Annotated in this window: 15 protein-coding genes and 1 pseudogene; 11 read left to right on the forward strand and 5 right to left on the reverse strand. The window is 38.8% G+C overall.

What is annotated here, in order from left to right; translation table 11 throughout:
• Positions 1-156: 156 nt before the first annotated feature.
• From F7731_RS11340 to F7731_RS11350, 3 genes are all read right to left on the reverse strand, one after another.
• Positions 157-2,079 (reverse strand): heavy metal translocating P-type ATPase, encoded by a 1,923-nt coding sequence (locus F7731_RS11340; RefSeq protein WP_151534901.1) that lies wholly within the window; start codon positions 2,077-2,079, stop codon positions 157-159.
• A 376-nt stretch (positions 2,080-2,455) separates the two neighbouring features.
• Complete coding sequence (locus F7731_RS11345) at positions 2,456-3,277, reverse strand: DUF4362 domain-containing protein (protein ID WP_151534902.1); 822 nt, start codon at positions 3,275-3,277, stop codon at positions 2,456-2,458.
• Positions 3,278-3,319: 42 nt separating this feature from the next.
• On the reverse strand, positions 3,320-4,498 hold the full coding sequence (locus F7731_RS11350) for an MFS transporter (RefSeq protein WP_151534903.1): 1,179 nt from the start codon (positions 4,496-4,498) through the stop codon (positions 3,320-3,322).
• Positions 4,499-4,805: 307 nt separating this feature from the next.
• Between F7731_RS11350 and cax the strand changes: the two genes are divergently transcribed.
• The gene (cax, locus tag F7731_RS11355) at positions 4,806-5,864 is read left to right on the forward strand and encodes a calcium/proton exchanger (RefSeq protein ID WP_151534904.1); all 1,059 of its coding nucleotides are present in this window, start codon (positions 4,806-4,808) and stop codon (positions 5,862-5,864) included.
• 404 nt (positions 5,865-6,268) lie between these two features.
• Entirely contained in the window at positions 6,269-7,087 is an 819-nt protein-coding gene (locus F7731_RS11360) for a YfkD famly protein (RefSeq protein ID WP_151534905.1), read from the forward strand.
• Between the two features lie 410 nt (positions 7,088-7,497).
• Here the strand turns inward: F7731_RS11360 and yfkAB are convergent.
• Positions 7,498-8,621 (reverse strand): annotated as a pseudogene (gene yfkAB / locus F7731_RS11365) (radical SAM/CxCxxxxC motif protein YfkAB).
• A 372-nt stretch (positions 8,622-8,993) separates the two neighbouring features.
• On the opposite strand from yfkAB, the gene nhaC reads away from it, so the two are divergent.
• Positions 8,994-10,409 (forward strand): Na+/H+ antiporter NhaC, encoded by a 1,416-nt coding sequence (nhaC, locus tag F7731_RS11370; protein WP_151534906.1) that lies wholly within the window; start codon positions 8,994-8,996, stop codon positions 10,407-10,409.
• A 203-nt stretch (positions 10,410-10,612) separates the two neighbouring features.
• Positions 10,613-11,224 carry an RraA family protein gene (locus F7731_RS11375; RefSeq protein ID WP_151534907.1) on the forward strand — a complete coding sequence of 204 codons (612 nt, stop codon included), beginning with the start codon at positions 10,613-10,615 and terminating at the stop codon, positions 11,222-11,224.
• A 149-nt stretch (positions 11,225-11,373) separates the two neighbouring features.
• On the opposite strand, the gene F7731_RS11380 is transcribed toward F7731_RS11375, so the two are convergent.
• Positions 11,374-12,255 (reverse strand): LysR family transcriptional regulator, encoded by an 882-nt coding sequence (locus F7731_RS11380; RefSeq protein WP_151534908.1) that lies wholly within the window; start codon positions 12,253-12,255, stop codon positions 11,374-11,376.
• A 157-nt stretch (positions 12,256-12,412) separates the two neighbouring features.
• Between F7731_RS11380 and acnA the strand changes: the two genes are divergently transcribed.
• From acnA to F7731_RS11415, 7 genes are all read left to right on the forward strand, one after another.
• Entirely contained in the window at positions 12,413-15,124 is a 2,712-nt protein-coding gene (gene acnA / locus F7731_RS11385) for an aconitate hydratase AcnA (protein WP_151534909.1), read from the forward strand.
• A gap of 207 nt (positions 15,125-15,331) precedes the next feature.
• Positions 15,332-16,987 (forward strand): ATP-binding protein, encoded by a 1,656-nt coding sequence (locus F7731_RS11390; protein WP_151534910.1) that lies wholly within the window; start codon positions 15,332-15,334, stop codon positions 16,985-16,987.
• The gene (locus F7731_RS11395; RefSeq protein ID WP_151534911.1) at positions 16,980-17,681 is read left to right on the forward strand and encodes a response regulator; all 702 of its coding nucleotides are present in this window, start codon (positions 16,980-16,982) and stop codon (positions 17,679-17,681) included. Before F7731_RS11390 ends, F7731_RS11395 begins: the two co-directional genes overlap by 8 nt.
• A gap of 301 nt (positions 17,682-17,982) precedes the next feature.
• Positions 17,983-19,548 (forward strand): ABC transporter substrate-binding protein, encoded by a 1,566-nt coding sequence (locus F7731_RS11400; RefSeq protein ID WP_151534912.1) that lies wholly within the window; start codon positions 17,983-17,985, stop codon positions 19,546-19,548.
• Positions 19,549-19,902: 354 nt separating this feature from the next.
• On the forward strand, positions 19,903-20,853 hold the full coding sequence (locus tag F7731_RS11405; RefSeq protein WP_151534913.1) for an ABC transporter permease: 951 nt from the start codon (positions 19,903-19,905) through the stop codon (positions 20,851-20,853).
• A gap of 54 nt (positions 20,854-20,907) precedes the next feature.
• Positions 20,908-21,828 carry an ABC transporter permease gene (locus F7731_RS11410; RefSeq protein WP_151534914.1) on the forward strand — a complete coding sequence of 307 codons (921 nt, stop codon included), beginning with the start codon at positions 20,908-20,910 and terminating at the stop codon, positions 21,826-21,828.
• Between the two features lie 15 nt (positions 21,829-21,843).
• Positions 21,844-22,839, forward strand: a complete 996-nt coding sequence (locus F7731_RS11415; protein ID WP_151534915.1) for an ABC transporter ATP-binding protein — start codon at positions 21,844-21,846, stop codon at positions 22,837-22,839.

Genomic DNA, 22,839 nt, shown 5'->3' on the forward strand with positions numbered 1-22,839 from the left:
CTACTATTCATGACGAAGAAATCGAAGAAAGATGGCGGAACAAAGCAAAAGGGGAAGAACAAACCAAATAGCAAAACTTCAGGTTCGGCTAACGGACAGAATGGATATCATTAGGAATGTAAAAAAATCCCGGGGCCTCCCGGGATTTTTAATAAATCAAGACCTTAACAACCTTAAGCTATTCAAAATAACTAAAATCGTACTTCCTTCATGAGCGATTACTCCAAATGGCAGGTCGACAAACTGCAGGAAGTTGGATGCGATTAAAAGCATGATAACTGAAATAGAGAAAATGACATTCTGTTTAATAATCCGATTCATTTTCTTAGAAAGCTTAATCGCTTCGGCAATGCGCGGGAGGTCGTTTTTCATCAAAACAACATCCGCTGTCTCAAGGGCAACATCTGTGCCTTCTCCCATAGCGATTCCGACATTAGCTGTTGCTAGAGCGGGTGCATCATTTATACCGTCTCCAACCATTGCGACAGTTCCGTATGTTTCTTGGAGTTTCTTTAAATGCTCGACTTTATTTTCTGGCAGGCATTCGGCGATATAATCATCGACATGGGAAGTCTTGGCGATCGCCATTCCCGTATTTCGACTATCACCAGTCAGCATCAGCGTATAAATGCCCTCGTTCTTTAAGCGGTCTATTGCAGTTCTTGTTTCTTCTCGAACAACGTCTTGGAGGGCAATAATAGCAGCAATTTCTCCATTCTTTTGTACAAAAACAATAGTTTTTCCTTGGCTCGCCATTTTCGCAGCGGCGCCTTCACCAAATTGCCCAGCTGCTTCCAAGCCGACAAATGCTGCTTTCCCAATTTTCCATTCATCGCGATCAATAAACGCTTTGACACCCCAGCCAGATACATCCTCAATGCTTTCTGGGTTAATTAACGACCCATCTAGCTTTTCTTTTGCGAACTTCACAATGGCATTTGCCAATGGGTGGGTGGAGTGACTTTCAATCGAGGCGGCTTTTAATAATATCTCCGACTCCGAAAGTCCATCTGCAACAATAACATCTGTCACTTCTGGTTTCCCTTTCGTAAGCGTCCCTGTTTTATCAAAGGCAATGGCTTTTAAATGGCTTAAATTTTCTAAATGTACACCGCCTTTAAAAAGAATTCCGTGTCGCGCTCCATTGGAGATGGCTGATAAAGTTGCTGGCATAATAGATGCAACCAGGGCACAAGGAGAAGCGACGACTAGTAAAATCATGGCCCGATAAAACGTTTCCGTCCAGTTCCATCCTAAGAGGAAATGGGGGAGAAACATCATCAAAACAACGACTGATAAAACAATTTTTACATAGGTTCCTTCAAAGCGTTCGATAAATAGCTGAGAAGGGGATTTCTCACTTTGAGCAGATTGGACAAGCTGAATGATCTTTTGAAAAAGAGTTTCACTATTTGGCTTTGTAATTTCAACTGTTAGCGACCCATTTAAGTTAACTGTTCCAGCAAAAATAGCGTCGTTATTTCCTTTTGTAACTGGGATCGATTCGCCTGTGATGGCCGACTCATCGATTGTTGACTGGCCTTTAATAATTTTCCCATCAGAAGGTACGCGCTCACCGGGTTTAACTAAAATAAGATCGCCAATCACTAATTGTGATACATGAACTTTTTCCTCGATCCCGCCATTGATAAGTAAAGCCTCTTCAGGTTGAATTTCCATTAAGGCAGAGATTTCCTTATGACTTTTATTCATTGTATACGTCTCAAGCGCACCACTGACGGCAAAAATAAAGATAAGAATAGCGCCTTCAGTCCAGTACCCAATAATAGCAGAACCGATGGCAGCAAAAATCATCAGCATTTCTACATTTAATTCTTTATTGGCAATCGTCTCTTCAATACCTTCCTTAGCTTTTGCAAAACCCCCGATGAGGAAGGCTAAAATATAGGCGGTAACAGAGGCGGTAGCCAACTCACTTTTATCTAACATCCAACCAGCTGCAATGAGTACGCCACTTAATAATGCAGCGATCAATTCTGCATGTGGCTTCATCTTTTCAAAAAAGCTGTCTTTTTCATTTACTGTCCTATTTAACAATGCTCTTGCTTCTGCACTCATTTGTTTATCCTCCCTTATATTGAAATTGATTTTCAATTAATTTATCTAATTGAGAATTATAATCATATTATTTCTTTTAATATACTTCGTAAGCTGTCTTTTGGTTCTGAATTCTTTATATTCTCCTCCTTAATTGATATTAGTTTTCAATTACTTCACCTAATTGAGAAAAATAATCAGCATCAATACCCCTATTAAACGACGAAAGCTGCCACCTCTAAGGTGACAGCATTAAATCATGGTGTAAAAGTATAGGGTTTTGATGTTATTCATAGTTTACTATATAAGCTATGAAACGAAAAGTGATTTGTTCCATTTTTTAAAAATAATTATTAAGTAATAAGTTATATTAAAAAATCTGATGAAAAAAAGTCGATCATTCGTAACTTCCTTTCACAGGGGGCAAGCTTTTATACGTTTCATTTTCTTGGATCACTTGAATGATGTCATTTTTCATTTTTTTCATTTGTAATCCATGTTTGCTCTTATCGCATTCAGACCACTCAAAATGTCTTTCGCCACCATTAATCCACACGGTTAAGTCATAGCTTTCATGCGGCTCTTTATTACAGCTTGTAGTTAACTTTTTCTCGGCAAAAAAGTTGGCCAATATCATTGCTTTATAAATTTGATTTAATTCATTGCGGCCAAATTGAAAGTCACTAACAGCTACGATCTCTCCATTTTGAAGATCTTTGATTAGCTTTTGATTGACCGTATCTACTTCATTTTTCTTATTAAACCCGTATTTTAAGTGAAAGTCGAATTTGTCCTGTTGCTCGGTATCGTAATCAAAATGAAGAATCTCTTCCTGTTGCCCACCACAATCTAGTTCATATGAGGTTTTAGTTTCTGTTTCGATTTTACTAATGCTTTCACAGCTATATTTATCAATCTTTCCGACTCCAAATTGGTCAAGTGTATTATCGTATTTTGCTTGAATGATTTTTCCATCATATGCTAAATCCAATAAAATGGGGTCTCCTTCAATCGTATAATGAACAATACGTACTTCCGCATTTTTTTCACTTTTGACATGATTAACAAACTGATCAAGCTGTTCAATATTTTCGATACTGCCGTGAGTGTTGATGACATCTGACTTTTGTTTAGGATAATCGTTCGGCATGTGAATACTTTCATTCGTACATCCAAACAGAAAGAAAAGCATCGTTACTATAAATGGAAATTTCCCCAATCCGTTCACCTCATAGCAATTGACGCTAATTCAGGGGAAAAGTTACAAATAAGATTCCTTTTTAACTACCACTTGCTTTTGCCCAAATACGACTACAGTGAAGAAAATAAGCAAGAGCATCACACTGATAATGTTAAAAAAACTAATGGATTTAAAGTGCTGGATAAAAACACCTCCAAAAAATGGCCCCATCAAGCTCCCGATGCTAAACGCGACACCACAAAGCAAATTTCCAGTTGGCAGCATATTTTTTGGTGTCAAATCGGCCATATAGCTGATCCCAAGGGAAAAAGTAGAACCAACGACCATTCCTGCTAAGAAGAGACAGATGGTTAAACCAATCATGATTTCTTCCAAGAAGCTTGCTGTCATAAAACTAATAGATCCTATTAAAAGAATGATCATTAAAATATTTCTCCTGCCATATTTATCGCTTAACAAGCCAAGCGGCAGTTGAAACACAATGGCTCCAACGGCAAAAGTGGTTAATAGAAGCGAAACATTCTCAATCTCAAGCCCAACTCTGAGCCCATACACAGGGAAGCTTCCATTTAGTGATGATTCTAGAAAGCCATAGCCAAATGGAGGAAGAAAGGCGACCCAGCTATATTTGATTGCTCCCCCGAATCGTTTCATTGTCTCCCTAAAGGAATTAACGGCAATCGTTTGCTCAGGCAGCTCATTTTTTAACGTAAATAAGAAACACCAAGCAACTAAACAAAGAGCCGATGAAAGAATAAACGGCAACGATTCATTTACTTTTACAAGTGGTGTCATTAATGGTCCAGCAGCAAAACCGATTCCGAAAAATAGCCCATATAGTGAAATATTCCGTCCCCGTCTTTGTTCTGAAGAAAAAGACGTGATCCATGTTTGGGTTCCAAAATGCAGGGCATGATCGCCAATGCCAATTAATAAACGAAGGAAAAACCAAAACCAGAAATTTTTCCAAACGGGAAAAAGGATTAATGATAACACAACAAGCAAGCAACCGTAGACAATTACTGGTTTAAAGCCGTATTTTCTTAAGGGATACTCCATAAATGGCGATACAAGCAAGATGCCAATGTATAAACCAGTCGCATTCATTCCGTTTAAGCTGGAGGAAATACCGTCATTTTCAAATATAATGGCAATTAACGGAAGCAGCATCCCTTGGCTAAATCCCGAAATCGCAATAATACTCACTAAAATCCAAAAGCGTAAATTTTCTAATTTCATTTTCAATCCCTCTACATATCTATTGGCTTTATTAATGAATATTGTGCCGATCAAACCGCCACATGCCTACCTGCTCTTTACGTTTTCGTCCTGAATAAAACCCGTTCGTATGCATGCATATGGCTAGTAATCAACAATAATCACTAATAGCCTAACTATTACTAAAAAAATTCCTAATTATGATCGTATCAAGGAAAAAGAAACATTGGCAAGAAAAATAATTTTTTTCAAAATATGGGGGCAGAATAGGGTGGTATCCATTTTACGTAGTTAATGACATTCTTTTTCGAAGGGATGAACGATCGCAATGAATAAAGTTTTTTCGGTACTCGTTTTAGTTGGTGTACCTTTATCTATCATTGGTGCACTCATGCACTGGTCGAGTATTTTAATGTTTATCATCTATTGTTTAACAATTATAGCCCTAGCTAGCTTTATGGGGAGGGCGACAGAGAGCCTTGCCATTGTGGCTGGCCCAAGAATTGGCGGATTATTGAATGCCACGTTCGGAAATGCCGTTGAATTAATTATTTCGATATTTGCCCTTAGAGAAGGATTAATTGGAGTTGTTCTTGCGTCCTTAACTGGATCTGTCCTTGGAAACCTGCTATTGGTTGCAGGTCTGTCTTTTTTTGTAGGAGGACTGAAATACAAACGCCAAAAATTTAATGTTTATGATGCCAGACATAATTCTGGCCTGCTTATGTTTGGAGTGATTGTGGCCTTTGTGATCCCTGAAATTTTTACAAAAACGATGTCGAAAAGTGATACCCTTAACTTTAGTGTTGGGATTTCAATTATATTAATTGTTTTGTATTTGGCTGCGCTGCTATTTAAGCTTGTTACACATCGCGGGGTTTATTTGACAGACAATGTGGCTGAAGATAGACATGAAGAAGAAGAGCCGGAGTGGGGAAAATGGAAGGCCCTCATCATTTTAGCCATTGCAACGGTCGCTGTGGGGTATGTATCAGAAAAGTTAGTAGACACCTTTCATACAGTCGGGGAAGCCTTCGGATGGACAGAATTATTTATAGGGGTAGTCATCGTTGCGATCGTAGGAAATGCCGCAGAGCATGCTTCAGCTATCATTATGGCCATCAAAAATAAAATGGATATAGCCGTTGAGATTGCTATCGGCTCGACTCTACAAGTAGCCATGTTTGTAGCACCAGTACTTGTGCTCATTTCCTTAATGTTTCCAGTTTCAATGCCTTTAATTTTCAGCATGCCAGAGCTCATCGCAATGGTTACAGCTGCACTTCTCATGATTATTCTGTCAAATGATGGGGAAACGAACTGGTTTGAAGGGGCTACATTACTTGCAGCTTATTTAATTATGGGAATTGGGTTTTACTTATTGTAAATCAAAAAAACGACTCTGAAATTTCGCAGAGTCGTTTTATATACATTTTGGTTTTATAAAGGAATGTAAATCTACTCGCTATTAGGCATTGATCACCAACCTTTACGTTGTTTATTGACCATAAAACCTTATTGGGAATGATGACAACTTCCTATAAATAAAAACTTCATCCTCCTTTTTATTTTAGCGAATCGACTTAACGGCCCTCCTTTTGCTTGAAAGTAAGTTTATTATACAATTATTTTTGATTATTGTAAATATTCTAATTTTTACAATTATGTTACAAATGAAATGAATGTCATTGCTTTTTTTTGAAAATTTTTTTCAAAATGGATAATAAAGCTGAAGTCCGAAAAAACTATAATCAAACGTAATGAGTTAGTGAGTTGAAAGGAGTTCGCATCATGAGAAAATCTGTATCCATCGTCCTATTAGCTCTAATTTTCATGTTTTCTTTTCAGCAAAATTTTGAGGCGGAGCAAGGGGGCAAAAAAACAGAAAAAGCCCCTAACGTAATCACTGTGCCAAACTCGGTTTTAAAAATCGCTAAAGAGAATACGTATCCAAATCCAACTCAGGATATGCCTAAATTACAGCCAAGTGAACTAACACAAAGTCTCATTGATACATCAAAGATTAAAATTGAAAATCCTGATTTAATCCGAATGCTCAACGAAACAACAGTCAATAGCACTCCGTTTGCTGTTGGCTATCGAGCAATTATCTACCTTGGCCAATGGCCTCTAAATTATGAATCAGTAGAGACTGCTCCCAACTGGGAATATCAGAAAATAAATACGAACTACCATGACAACCGTGGTGGAAACGCGCTTTATTCCATCCACTATGTTCAGGAAGCACAAAAAATCATCAGAGGCGGACTAACCGCGAAAGTCCCTAACACAGAAGATGTGAAAAAGATGATGCTTTTAAAGGCAATGGAAAAATCCGGTCTACCACTTGCGTTCGAAACGATTGTCGGTGCCGGCACGAAAAAGGGTCATAAATACAATATCCCGCCGAGAAGGCTCGGCTACCTCTACGCCTATGCACCAGCTGTAAATGAAAAAGGAAAGGTCACTTATGGTGAGGTGTATTTAATGCTTAAAGGCAGTAAAAAAGTGATTATTATTAAAAATGTAACTTCTCAAGGGGTAGGAGCTTGGATTCCTGTTCAGGATCATGTCTCATTTGGATTCTTGGCATCAGAACGTCCGCGTTAATATAATGGCAATATAGAAATCATGCTATAAAAAAGTCTGTAGGGGATGCGAACAGAAAATAATCGTATCCCTACAGACGTATTTATTTTATAGAGCTCGTATATCGGATATCTCATCTCGAACGATCGTCATTAATACTTCATGGTGCTCGTTTATCGGATAGCTCATCTCGGACGGTCGTCATGAACGCTTCATGGAGCTCGTTTATCGGATATCTCGCCAAAAACGGTCGCCATGAACGCTTCATGGATCTCGTTTATCAAGGAACTCCCCAAAAACGGTCGCCATGAACGCTTCATGGATCTCGTTTATCAAGGAACTCCCCAAAAACGGTAACCATGAAAGCTTCATGGAACTCGTTTATCAAAGACCTCACCAAAAACGGTCGTATAAACACAACATGAGAATTTTTAGAGTTGAGTTATTCTAGATTTCAATTTACTAAAATCCATATCCCGATAATAACTATTTTTCACCAGAACATTTGGACCAAGGCAGCGAACTTCAGAACAATGACAATTTAAAGAGTGAGCTAGGCTTGTTTGAAGCCATTTGTCAAAAATGTCCGGGAGCTGATCAGTTTGGACATTCCCAAGAGGAGGTGTGTCACCAAAATCAGTAACAATGACATCCCCTGTGAAAATATTAATATTTAAGCGGGAGCGTCCATCCGGGTCGTTTCTTACCGTTACATTTTTCGCCGAATAGAGTCTTCGTAACAGTTCCAAATCCTCTTCATTCGCACTGCAAGCATAGAACGGCAGGGTGCCGAATAACATCCATGTGTTCTCATCCCGTATATCCAATAATTGATGAATGGCGGAACGAATCTCATCTAATGATAGTGTTTCTAAATTAGAAGCAAAGTCAGAAGGATACATGGGGTGAATTTCATGGCGTTGGCATTTCATTTCTTCTACGATTTGCTTATGGATTCCTTTAAGATAAGGCAAGGTACGCTTATTCAACATCGTTTCAGCCGAAACCATCACACCAGCTTTAACAAGCTCCTGACTATTTTCTATCATTCTTTAAAAAGTCTTTGTCTTTGCTCATACGTTGGCTTGCGTTCCATCATCGCAAAGCCGCCTTCTATGAATTCTTCCTCCGTTCCCCAATTATGTGAAATATGCAGGACATCTAAGTATGGGATAATCTCCTCATAGCGGGCTAATTCAAGTGTTAAATTGGAGTTGATCTGCGTCTTTACGCCTCGATTATGAGCATACCGGAGCAAGGGGACAACATATTTCTCAACTGACTTTTTAGACAGGATCGGTTCCCCGCCTGTAATACTTAAAGCTCTTAAATACGGAATTTCATCCAGTCTTTTCAGCAAGAGCTCGATTGGCAGTCCATCTGGATCCTTTGGTTGCAGTGTATAGCCAACTGCACAATGCTCACAGCGCATATTACATAGTACGGTTGTCGTAAATTCAATGTTTGATAGAGTAAGCTTTCCGAATTCCTCTAGATCACGGTAAGCTTCCCAGGCATCATTTTCAGGTTTAACCTGTAAAAAGTTTGAAATCATTTTGTTCTCCTTTAAAATAAAATCCTTTATCATTTTAAAGTAAATAGCTCTTAATTCAAAGATAGGCGTATATTTTTTTATATGCACAAAATTGATTGTTTATTTTTAAGTCTGTTTTCGTAAAGTTTGTTGCTTTATTAGTGTGATTTATATTTAATTATCTGAGTTGAGTTGAGTGAAGGGCACTTGACTCCTCGAAAATGCATACGCATTCAAAGGCTAAAAACAACAATATATGATAAAAGAGCCATTTTTAAAAATAAATTGACTAGATGCTTTGGACAGTTTATGATAACCGTATTAACGACTATATAACGACAATTGTTAATAGTCAAAAAACACGTTAGAAAAAACTAAAAGGGGAGATGAACGATGAAAAAGGAGATGACTTTCAAGCTTGCGATTATTCCGCTTGTAGTAATGATTATTGCCATGGCAGTAACGGTTATTAAACTAGATGAGGGACCACATATTCCACTTATAATTGGAACTTCAGTTGCAGCAATTGTCGCATGGTATGCTGGATTCAAATGGCAAGATATTGAAGAAATGATGTACAAGGGGATCCGTCTCGCACTACCAGCAGTCGTTATTATCATGCTTGTTGGCTTAACGATCGGCGCATGGATTGGTGGCGGAATTGTGGCAACGATGATTTATTATGGGTTAAAAATTATTACACCATCACTATTTCTCGTCGCGGTTTGTGTCATTTGCTGTATTGTTTCTCTTGCCATTGGAAGCTCCTGGTCAACAATGGGGACGATTGGAGTTGCCGGCATGGGAATCGGTTTAAGTATGGGTATTCCTGCGCCAATGATTGCTGGAGCGATCATATCTGGTGCGTATTTTGGGGATAAAATGTCACCGCTTTCAGATACGACAAACTTAGCTGCTGGTTTAACTGATACTGATTTATTCGTTCACATTAAACATATGTTATATACAACTATTCCAGGAATTACTATCGCTTTAGTTGCTTATGCAATTTTGGGTAGAAAATTTGCCAATGGGGCTATGGATGTACATAATATTGAGCAAATAATAAAGGTTCTTGAAGATAGCTTTGTGATTACTCCATTCCTATTAATTATTCCAGTGCTAGTTATTGTTCTCGTCGCTAAAAAAGTTCCCGCGATTCCAGCACTTGTTATTGGTATTTTGCTAGGATTTTTAGCACAGATTTTTGTGCAAGGCGGCAATGTGGCCGATGCGGTCGTGGCATTACAAAGTGGTTTTGTTATTGAGACAGGGAATGAGATGGTGGACAATCTCTTTAACCGCGGTGGATTGGATTCGATGATGTATACAGTTTCGATGACGATCGTAGCCATGACATTCGGCGGCATTTTAGAAAATACGGGAATGCTTGAAGCAATTGTAAAACAAATATTGAAACTAGCAAAAACAGCAAAAGGTCTAGTTGCTTCTACTGTTGTCTCATGTTTTGCAACGAATGCTACATGCTCAGAACAGTATATCTCGATCGTTATTCCATCTCGTATGTTTGCAAAGTCTTATCGGGAAAAAGGGCTGCATTCCAAAAACTTATCTCGTGCCCTTGAAGATGGCGGTACACTCACTTCTGTTTTCGTACCATGGAATACTTGCGGCGTATTCATCCTTGCGACCCTCGGCGTTCATACATTTGAATATGCACCATATGCGATACTAAACTTTGTTGTTCCGATTCTTTCAATCATTTTTGCGTTTACTGGCTTTTCCATTGTTAAGCTGACTGATAAAGAAAAGCTTGAGCTTAAAAGAGAAGATAAAATAGCACTATAAGGATAAAAATAAAAAGGGAAAGTTCACAAAATGAACTTTCCTTTTTTTATTGCCCAGTAGAAAAAGTTAGAAGACACATAGATTATTTATTCAAATAAAGAATAGATAAATATGAAATATTTCAATTTTATTTAATACATGGAATATTGGTATGATAAAGATACTCTATGAATAAAAATAAATTTAAAACAGGGGGAGAAAAAATGAATATTGTTGATCAATTTAAAGAAGTGCCAACAACCTGCATTTCTGATGCATTAGACGGAATGACTAATCTAGACGCTTCGATCAAACCTTTAAAAGAAGAGTATCGAGTTGCCGGTCGGGCATTTACTGTACAAATGCAAAAGGGGGATAATCTGGTTGTATTAAAAGCAATTCGTGAGGCGCAGCCAGGTGATGTCATTGTGATTGATGCAAAAGGAGATACGAATAGAGCCATTGCTGGTGACTTTATTCTTGGGATGGCACAAACATTAGGAATTAAAGGGATTATTGTGGACGGTGTCATTCGTGATATTTTAGGCGCCAAAGAGTTAGATTATCCTGTATTTTGTAAGGGGACAACAATAGCAGCAGGCAATAAAATAGGTAAAGGCAGCATTAATGTCCCTATTTCATGTGGAGGGGTAACGATTCACCCCGGTGATATTGTTGTTGGGGATGCGGATGGTGTTATCGTTATACCCCGTGAAAAAGAAGAAGAAGTATTGAAGCAAACACAAGATAAGTTGGAAAAGGACATTCAAAGAGAGAAGAAAGTGTCCAACAATAAGGAAGAAATCATTCAGTATTTAGATAAAATGTTATCATAATAGTAGTTGGGCCTACACTAGGCCCAACTTTTTATATGCAAAAATAAATTGTCGTCGGTTTCGTTGAACAAGCCTTGATGTACGAAGTAATCACCAGCGCAGTGAAATGAAGCCGACGACATTTACATACCTGGCTTGAAATTGCAAAATCATGAATGCTTTTTTGAAGAGGCTGTTACTGATTCCTTTATAAAATCAATAAATGCTTTCACAAAATTAAGCTCCTCAACACTTTTATGATAAACCATCCATGTCTTTTGGGTTAATGGAATACCTTCTTTTGTTTGTAATGGAACTTGATGGACGTGTGGACAATCCTTTAAAAAGAGGGAAGGCAAAATTGCATAACCAAGTCCGTTTAGAACCATTTCTTTACATGTATCCCCACGGTCAACTGTAATTCTTACATATGGCGGTTGAGGATACCTTTCAGCCCACCAATTATCAGTCATATGTTTATATAGAGAATCTGTTTGATAGTCGATTTTTGGCAAGCTGGGAAGTTCATCCATGTCAATCGGCTTTAAAGATGCGATACATAGAGATTCCTCAAAAACCAATTCTTTTTCCCCTGGCCAATTGTAGTCTCCTCGAATAAAGCCAATATGTATGTCATGATTGTATGCCATTTGATAAATCTGTTTACTGTATCCAGTTTCGACCTGGAATTCGACGTCAGGATATTGCTTTTCGAATGATTGTAGCCAGCCAGGGAGTTTATATTTACTAATAAAATTGGACACACCCAGCCGCAATGTCCCAACAACATAATGATTAAAATTATCGATGTCTTCCCTTGTAATTTGAAAAATATCCAATAATTCCTCGGCTCTTTTTGCTAAGTATTCACCTTCGGCAGTGAATTGGACCCCTTTTATCCCTCGGTTTACAATTTTGACACCGAATTCAGTTTCAATTTGTTTTAACCGTTTTGTTAAGGTTGGCTGAGAAATATAAAGGGCTTGTCCGGCCTTTGTAATGTTCTTTTCTTTATAGAGAGTATGCAAAATTAGCCAATCCCGATCATCCATACACGTTCCTCCCTTTTTTCTAAAATCAGTTAATCACAATCTAAGTGGGTTCATTCAAAATGGTAATTACCAACTATGAAATAATCCTATTTTTCTATAAACGAAATATTCAATAAAATAGAATTAAATAAATCGATGAGATTAAGGGGGGCAACAAATGGATATAAAAACATTCAATATGCGTTCAAAATTAAAAATTAACGATAAAGATTATATCTATTATCCTATTAAATCATTAATTGAACAAGGTTTTGAAAAAGTAAACAAATTACCGTATTCATTGAAGGTATTACTTGAAGCAGCCATTAGAAACTATGATGGGAAAACGGTTACGAAAGAACATATTAAAAAAATCGCTAATTGGACAGTTGAATGCAGCAGAAATGAGGAAATACCTTTTAAACCAGCTCGAGTTTTAATGCATGATACAACAGGGCTTCCTGCTTTAGTGGACCTTGCTGCTATGCGTGAAACAATCAGCCGGAAAGGCAAAGATGCTTCAAAGGTAAATCCGGTTATTCCTGTTGATCTTGTTATAGATCATTCTGTCGCAGTTGATTTTTATGGAACCGCAAATGCGGTAACGTTGAATGAGAAAGTAAATATGGAGCGAAATAAAGAGCGATTTCGTTTCTTAAGGTGGGCACAGAATACATTTGATAATCTAAAAATTGTTCCTCCAGCGACTGGAATCATGCACCAAATTAATATGGAGTATTTATCATCGGTAGTCATTGAAAAGGATGCTAATGGGCAAAAAATCTTATTTCCAGACTCGCTTGTAGGAACTGATTCGCATACTACGATGATCAACGGTCTCGGCATAGTCGCATGGGGAGTTGGCGGATTGGAAGCTGAAGTAGCTATAATAGGACAACCTTTGTATTTTGAAGTACCACAAGTTCTTGGCTTTAAGTTAACCGGAGAGCTTGCGGAAGGTGTGACAGCAACAGATTTGGCTTTGACGATTACACAAATGCTTCGAGAGTATGGGGTAGTAGGAAGGTTTGTTGAATTTTTTGGCCCCGGTGTTCAATCTCTGAGCGTCGCAGATCGTGCCACTGTTTCTAATATGGCACCTGAATATGGAGCGACAATGGGCTATTTCCCAATTGATATTGAAACTATTCATTATTTAAGACTAATTGGACGTAGTGAAGAGTACTTAAAACTTATTGAAACTTACTACAAAGAACAGGGGATGTTCATGGATGAAAGCAGCCAGGATCCAGATTATCCGGAGATCATTGAATTAGATCTTTCTAAAGTCACTTCCTCATTGGCAGGACCAAAACGCCCGCAAGACCGGATCAATTTAACCAAAATGAAGGAATCCTTTAATGAAATCATCCGGAAGCCAATAGTTGACGGAGGCTATGGACTAACTGAGGAACAATTAAATAAAAGAGTAACAATAACACATGAAAATGGTAAGAAAACAAGTATCATGAATGGTTCTGTTGTATTAGCTGCTATTACAAGCTGTACAAATACCTCTAATCCAACTGTGCTCATGATGGCTGGACTTCTGGCGAAAAACGCTGTTGAAAAGGGATTGAAGAAGCCAAGCTTTGTTAAAAGCTCATTAACCCCCGGATCCCGAGTTGTGACAGATTATCTGCGTGAATCGGGTCTCCTTTTCTTTTTAGAAGATTTAGGATTCCATATTGCCGGTTATGGCTGTGCAACATGCATTGGTAACTCAGGGCCGCTCCCAGCTGAAGTCAGTCAAGTGATTGAACAACATGATTTAACAGTGGCAAGTGTTATTTCAGGAAATCGTAATTTCGAAGGTCGTGTACACCCAGAAATTAAAGCAAACTATTTAGCATCTCCACCACTTGTTATTGCTTATGCATTGGCTGGAACGATTAATATTGATTTCGCAACTGAACCAATTGGTTTTAATGATCAAGGTATACCAGTCTATTTACGTGAAATTTGGCCATCTTCAGCAGAAATTCAGAAATATCTAGCCGATGCAATTTATCCAGAGCTTTTTAAAGGCCGGTATCAAGAAGTGTATACAGCGAACGAGGACTGGAACAAAATTAGTATCCCGGAAGGACTGTTGTATGAATGGGATCCTTCTTCCACATACATTCAGGAACCTCCTTTCTTACATGACATGCCTGAGAAGCTAATTCATATTCAAGAAATAGAACAAGCCAGAGTATTAGCTTTTTTAGGAGATTCGGTTACGACGGACCATCTTTCACCATCGGGAGCCATTACACCAAATAGTCTCGCAGGTGCTTATTTAAGTGAAATGGGAATCGATAAAAAGGATTTTAATTCATATCCATCACGGCGCGGAAATCATCATGTCATGGTTCGCGGTGCATTAGCCAATCACCGTATTCGAAACAGGCTAGTACCTGGACTTGAGGGAGGATTTACTGAGTACTTTCCTTCTAATGAAATTATGCCAATCTATGAAGCTTCAACAAAATATAAGGAAAAAAATATCCCTCTTATCATTATTGCTGGTAAGGAATACGGGACAGGGAGTTCAAGAGACTGGGCGGCAAAAGGTGTTTATTTACTAGGGGTAAAAGCGGTTATAGCAGAAAGCTTTGAGCGTATTCATCGCAGTAATTTAGTCGGAATGGGCGTTTTGCCATTGCAATTTGCAAATGGTGCAAGTGCGCAGTCACTGGGAATTACCGGTCGGGAGATATTTCGTACAATTGGACTATCCGACCATATTAAACCTGGGGAAACGATCCATATAGAGGCAATAAGGGAAAATGGCACTCTATTTACCTTCGAAGTAATCGTACGTTTAGATAATGTAGTGGACATTGAATATTACCAGAGTGGCGGAATTATGCAGAGAGCGGCAAGGCGATTAATTGGTAATCAGTAAATTTTGGAACCATTGTCTTATTAACATTGCTTTGCCCCATTTCATTATGGTGTACGCGGTACTAAGGGCCTAGACAATCGTAATAATTTCTGGATTACTGCTAATTCTGGCTTCATACATACTGAAATCCACTATTGCTAAACCTTTTATAGTCTGCTATATTTTGAATTTATGAATATATCAGAAAACTAGAGGTGCCGAACTATTATGTATTATCGTAAAACTGATGTCAGAAACCTCCATATAAAGCCGGACGTAATAGTTAATTTAAAAATAAAAATGATCCTTCTTATAGGCATTTTAATTATGGCAGTTGTTATTATCATTGGGTTTTTCATTGAATATTTCGTATCTGATACGCTTGAAGCCGAAATGGGGCAACGGGCGCTTAGTGTGGCTGAAACTGTCGCTCATATTCCTGAGTTGATGGAAGCATTTTCGGGGGAAGATCCTGCATCCATTATCAATCCGATGATTGCACCGATCAAAGAATCAACGGGAGCCGAATTCATTGTAGTCGGAAATACGGACGAGATCCGCTATGCCCATCCCATTCCAGATCGTCTCGGAAAGAAAATGGTAGGAGGAGACAATGAGAGGGCGCTGGTGTTCGGAGAATCATATGTGTCAAAAGCAGTTGGTTCATTAGGGAGTTCGCTAAGAGCGAAAGTGCCTGTCTATTCAGATGGAAAGATTGTCGGAGTCGTTTCTGTTGGGTTTTTAGCTGATGATATTCGAAGCATCACTCGTACATATAATGAACATTTTTGGATTGTCTTGCTGCTCATTGCGGGAATTGCGATCATCGGGGCGGTCGTCATTGCATCTTATATAAAAAAATTGCTGTTTGGAATGGAGCCTGAGGAAATCGCTCACTTATTATTCCAAAAAGAAACGATTCTACAATCGACCCATGAGGGAATTATCGCTTTAAATCAACACGGAATTATTACGATGTTGAATTCAACCGCTGAACAATTATTATTTAATAGTCAAATTTCGGCTGAACAATATTTAGGGAAAAAGATACAAACAGTGTTGCCGGAGCCTCATTTATTCGAGTACTTAAGTGACGCGAACGGACAATCTAATCGGGAAATGGTGATAGGAAACCACATTGTTTTTGTTAATTCAGTTCCCATTTATTTTGAACAATCATTTATGGGAACTGTGTCAACACTTCGCAATAAAACTGAAATTGAGTTGCTGGCAAAGGAATTGGATAGGGTTAAGCAATATGCTAATGCTTTGCGTGCCCAAACGCATGAATTTTCGAATAAGTTGTATACAATTGTCGGCTTACTGCATTTAGGAAAGAAAAGACAGGCCATCGATTATATTTTAAAGGAAAGCAATTTACAAAAAAAATGGGCGGATCTGTTAATCCAAAAAATCGCGGATCCGTTAGTGAGTGGCCTTTTAATTGGCAAGTTAAATCAAGCGAATGAACTTGGAATTGAATTATCGATCCATTCGGATAGCGTATTGAAAAGTCTATTATGTGAAAAGCAGAGCAAAGCGTTGTTGACAGCCATTGGAAACCTTATTGACAATGCGATGGACGCAGTGAAGATGAAATCTACCCGTACAATTACAATTTTTTTTACAGATATCGGAGATGATATTATTTTTGAAATTGAAGATTCAGGAGAAGGGATACCAGAAGAGCTTTCAATGAAAATTTTCGAACAAGGTTTTTCTTTAAAGGAAGGTAATCATCGTGGATTCGGGCTCGCATTGACGAAACAGTTGATATCTGAAGTTAAGGGAGCCCTCTTTTTAGAGGAAGGAGAGCTTGGCGGAGCTTGCTTTGTTGTTTCTATACCGAAGGATCTAAATAAGGGAGGGTGCAGAAATGCATGAAAAGATACAAGTGTTAGTTGTTGAAGATGACTTTAGAATTGCTGAAATAAATCGTCAGGTAGTCAATCAGATAGATGGATTTACCGTGCTTTATGCTGTGAAAACGGGTGAAGATGCATTAACTTACTTACGGAATAATAAGACGTTACCCCATCTTATTTTATTGGACGTCTATATTCCTGATACAGAAGGATTGAATTTATTCTGGCAGCTGCGAAATGAATTCAATGAAATAGACGTGATCATGGTAACCGCGGCAAAAGAGGTAGTGACCATAGCAGAAACGCTGCGTGGTGGCATTTTTGATTATATTGTCAAACCTGTAGATTTTGCCCGCTTTGAACAGACATTGAAGAGATACCGCAAACAACGCACTCTGCTAACGTCAAGGGAAGAACTTGAACAGGATGAAATTGACCAGCTGATCGGGCTACCAACATTGCCGCCGCTAATGGAAGAAGTAGCGGTTGAAATGAATCCGAAAGGAATCGACAAATTGACGTTAGAAAAAATAAAAAACGTCATGCAATTGTGTGGCGAGTCAGGAATTACTGCATTGGATATCGGTAGTAGGGTAGGAGTCAGCCGCTCAACGGCAAGAAGGTATTTAGAATACCTAGTGTCTATTAAAGAAGCGATAGCCCAGCTTAAATATGGGGAAGTGGGTCGGCCGGAAAGAAGATATTTTCTGTGAACAAAATGAACAAAATGCTCATAATGAATATTATTGTTTTTATTTCAACAATCTTTATTATCAATGTTGCTTGTGATAAATTTCTGACTATATAAAAAATTAGGAACACAAGGGTGGGTGTATGACCGGCAAATAATAGCTATTTATGGACAGCGAAGGAACTAGTTGCTGAAAGGAATTAGGACAAGCTTAAGCATCTCTGAAAAAATGTAACCGTTCTCATCAAGCTGTTTTAGGGGGGAATTATGAAACGCAAAGCAATCATAGTTAATGTGGATAAAAAATCAAAGGGGGAATTAGAATGAGATTAATAAAGTACATGGTGTTATTATGTGCAGTTGTTTTAGCACTAGTCGGCTGTTCAAGTGACAGTGCAGGTGGAGACGGCGGAACTAAGAAAGAGAAAAAAGGTGGAGAATTGAGAGTAGCAGTACCTTCAGAACCACCAACTTTGGACACACATGTCAATACAACGACTATATCTTCGAATATTGCTAGAAACATCTTTGAAACCCTTCTTACATTTAACTCCAGCGGTGAAATTCAACCGATGCTAGTAGAATCGTATAAAGAGGATGGAAATACAATCGAATTTAAGCTTCGTCAAGGCGTTAAATTCCATAACGGTGATGAGATGAAAGCTAAGGACGTAGTAGCGTCAATGAATCGTTGGATCAACGTTTCAAGTTCTGGAAAAGAAACATTCAAAGGAGCAAGCTTTAAAGAAATTGATGAATATACGGTTCTACTAGAAATGGCGCAACCGACATCGACAGCTGCACTAGTTCTTGCTTACTCTGGGGGAGAAGCACCTACGATCATGCCTGCTTCTGTTCTGGAAGGGAAAGATCCAAAAGAGAAAGTAGGAGAATATATCGGTACCGGACCATTTCAAATTAAAGAGTGGAAACAAAACCAACAGATTCATTTAACAAAATTCAATGATTATTCAAGTCGGGAAGAGGCTGGAGATGGATTAGCTGGAAAAAGAGAAGCGCTTGTAGATGATCTCTATATTCTATTTGTTCCAGATTCCTCCACACGCGTTGCTGGGATTTTATCTGGAGAATATGATGCAGCCATGGAGCTTCCAATTGATAGTGTGGATCAGTTGAAAGGGAACAAAGATATCGAATTGAAAAGTGTACCGAGAGAACTTCTTTTGCTTTATTTCAATAAAAAAGAAGGACTCTTCACGAATAAAGTGGCACGTGAAGCTGTGGATGCAGCAATCAATAAAGAAGATGTGTTAAAAGCGGCTTTCGTTAACCCTGATTATTATAAAACGAACCACCATGTTATGCTAGCAAATCAGGAATCACAATGGTACAGCGAAATCGGGAAAGATAAATATGATTTTCATGACACAGACCTTGCTAAGAAATTATTTGCAGAAGCTGGTTACAATGGCGAAGAAATTCGTTTAATGACATCAAGAGACTATGATCATATGTACAATGCATCGATCGTTGTTCAAGAGCAATTAAAGAAAGCCGGGATCAACGTTAAGTTAGAAGTTTACGATTGGCCGACGTTCTCAGAACGTAGAAACGATCCATCTGCTTTTGATATCACGATCATTACAAATAAAGGGAAAGTAGAACCAACTTCTCTCGTTTGGTCTCGACCGGACTATGTCGGCTGGACAGAAAGTGAAGAATTAAACGGAATTACATCAAAAATCCGTCAAGCACCATCACTTGATGAAGCCCGTGGTTACTACGATGAGTTACAAGCATGGTTCTTAGACTTTAGACCAGCGATAAAAATGGGAGATGGCGACATGCTTTTTGCAGGCCGTAAAACTCTTTCACAATTAGAAGATGTGGACGGGCTCATATTCTGGAACGTTTCAAATTCTAAATAAGGTGAAACTTCAATCAGTGGTGGTTTTCCACTGATTGTTAGTTGCGGCCCACAGGATGTGGGTCACGGAGACGTTGCCACAGGACGTGGCGCTCTTAGTCTGCGTTCCTTAAATCGGGCTTTTACGGGCAGTTTGATCTCCCGCTTAGACTTCTTTGAATCTTCTAAAGTTTTGAAGTGGGAATCTTACTGCCCGTTAATGCGGGATAATAATCCGGACCAAATAACGTCAGGTTTACAATGTTGAATACATAAACTTGGCGTTATTTTAATTAGAAGTATGTTCAAAAAGGAGGACAAAATTTCCGGACTTTTTGAACAATCATAGAAACCATTAGTTAGGGGGGACTCCTTCATGTGGGCTTATATACTAAAACGATTGTTTTCCTTAATCCCGGTGTTGTTTATAGTCTCGATTGTTATTTTTTCAATTATACATATGACCCCGGGCGACCCGACGTCCTATATGCTGGGAGAAGAGGCGACTGAAGAGCAAATTGCGACCGCCAAAACCCAACTTGGATTGGATTTGCCGGTTTATGAGCAATATTGGAACTGGATTAAAAAGGCTGTAGCAGGTAATTTAGGCGCTTCCTATCATATGAATATGTCAGTGAACGAAGCCATCATGAGTCATATCGGACCTACTTTATCTCTTGCGATTCTAGCTGAAATCGTTGCATTATGCATTGCCATCCCACTTGGGATCATTGCAGCCATTAAGAGAGGAACGGCTACTGATCAAACGGTTATGGGATTTTCATTATTAGGAATGGGTATCCCGAGCTTTTTGCTTGCATTGTTTTTAGTTTTACTAGTCGGTGTAAAACTCCAATGGCTGCCTGTAGCTGGTTACAGACCGCTTGAGGAAGGATTATGGAATCACATCAAATACTTAATTATGCCAGCCATTGCTTTAGGATCCATCCAAGCTGCTTTGATTGCACGGATGACAAGGTCATCAATGTTGGAAGTACTTAATACGAATTATATTAAAATGGCAAGAGCAAAAGGCGTAGTTGAAAAAAAGGTCATCTATAGTCATGCATTGCAGAATGCCTTTCTTCCGATTCTGACTGTAATCGGTATCACATTTGGCGGTTTAGTGACAGGAGCGGTTGTTACTGAAACCATTTTTAATATCCCGGGCATCGGGTCATTAATCATGAACTCCGTTTCAAAACGTGATTACACAGTCATCCAAGGAATTGTCCTATTTGTGACTTTCGTCTACGTGCTGTTGAACTTAATCATCGATATTTTATATGGAGTCATTGATCCACGCGTTAGATTAGAAGATAAGTAATCTTTAAATGACATAACTTTGATTCATTCATTTCGAAGTGTTAGGAGGAATAGTATGGAGGGAATCGGGAGCACGTTAACGTTGTCGCAAGCAAGAAAAAAGTTGAAAAAAGAGCAGAATGAACTTCTGAAAAAACGCTTCTTGTCCAATTATTCGATGATGATAGGAATCAGTATACTCGCATTTTTAGTATTGTTAAGTTTAGTAGGTCCGTTGGTAGTCGGCTATAGTCCATATGAAATGGTTGTCAATAACCGGCTGCAAGCACCTCATGCAGAGCATATTTTAGGTACTGATAACTTTGGCAGAGATTTGTTGACACGAATTATTTATGGAGCACGTGCATCCATCGGTGTAGGATTTTCGATTGCAATCATTACTTCAATTGTCGGATTAGCCGTTGGCTTATACGCAAGTTTTTATAAAAGTTTAGACCAAATTCTCATGCGGATTTGTGATGGCTTGATGGCGATACCTGGAGTCCTGTTGGCAATCGCTTTAATGGCTGCTTTAGGTCCGAAGGTTGAAAATGTAATCATCGCTTTGAGCATCGTATTTACTCCTTATGTAGCACGTATTGTTCGGTCTGCTGCACTGGTTGTTCGTGAGCAAACGTATATAGAAGCGATGAAATCTCAAGGTGCTAGTTCCACGCGCATCATCTGGCTTCATGTAGCCCCTAACGTAATTTCACCATTAATTGTCCAGGCAACATTTATTTTTGCCGATTCGATTATTACTGAAGCTGCATTAAGCTTTCTAGGAGCGGGGATTCCTGCACCTGCACCGAGCTGGGGGAATATTTTATATGATGGAAAGCTTACCATATTTAATGCATGGTGGATGACCGTATTTCCAGGTTTACTCATTATCATCGCAGTAATCGGTCTTAACTCTTTAGGGGATGGGTTGCGGGACCTTATGGATCCGCATTACAAAAAAGTTAAGAAACGTCGAGCTAAAGCAAAAGCGTAAGGAGGGAAAGGAAGAATGACAGACGTACTCTTGGAAATAAATAATCTGAAAACACATTTTTATACAGAAACGGGACAAGTGACAGCTGTCAATGGCGTTTCTTTTGCAGTGAAAAAAGGGGAAATCGTCGGTGTAGTTGGTGAATCGGGTTGCGGGAAGAGTGTGATGTCTCAAACTATTCTACGATTATTTGAAGAGGGTACCGTTGAATACGATGGAGAAATCAATTTTAAAGGCAATAATCTTTTGACTCTCAATAAAAAGCAGATGAACAAAGTCAGAGGAAATGAAATTTCGATGATCTTCCAAGATCCATTAAGCACGTTAAATCCTGTTCATACAATTGGTCGTCAAATCGCCGAATCGATTATTCTACATCAAAAAAAGAGTAAAAAGGAAGCCGAAGCCGAGGTCATCGAATTGCTGAAATTAGTCGGCATTCCATCACCAGAAAGTAGAGCGAAAGAGTATCCTCATAATTTATCAGGTGGAATGAGACAAAGAGCGATGATTGCGGTAGCCCTTGCATGCCATCCCCAATTGTTGATTGCTGATGAACCGACGACTGCGTTAGATGTAACGATACAAGCGCAAATTCTCGATCTCATGAAAAAGCTGAATCAAGAACTAAACATGGGAATTATTTTTATTACACATGACTTAGGTGTGGTTGCGGAGCTATGTTCAAGAGTCGTTGTCATGTATTTAGGAGAAATTGTCGAAGAAGCTAGTGTTGAAGAGCTATTTTCAAACCCTTTGCATCCTTATACGCAAGGTCTTATTAAATCGATCCCTCAATTGGATGGTGATCGAACGGCGCTCTTACATACAATTGAAGGAACAGTTCCTCCTTTAACAAGGGTGCCTCATGGATGCCGCTTTGCCTCTAGATGCCCGTTTGCAGATGAACAATGCACGGCATCTTCACCACCAGTTTTTGAAAATACGGCTTCTCAAAAAGTTAAATGCTGGCATTTTGAAAAAATACTAGCTGAACAGAGGGGTGCGTAA

The organism is Cytobacillus depressus, from assembly GCF_008923245.1.
In the GTDB taxonomy this organism is placed as follows: domain Bacteria; phylum Bacillota; class Bacilli; order Bacillales; family Cytobacillaceae; genus Cytobacillus; species Cytobacillus depressus.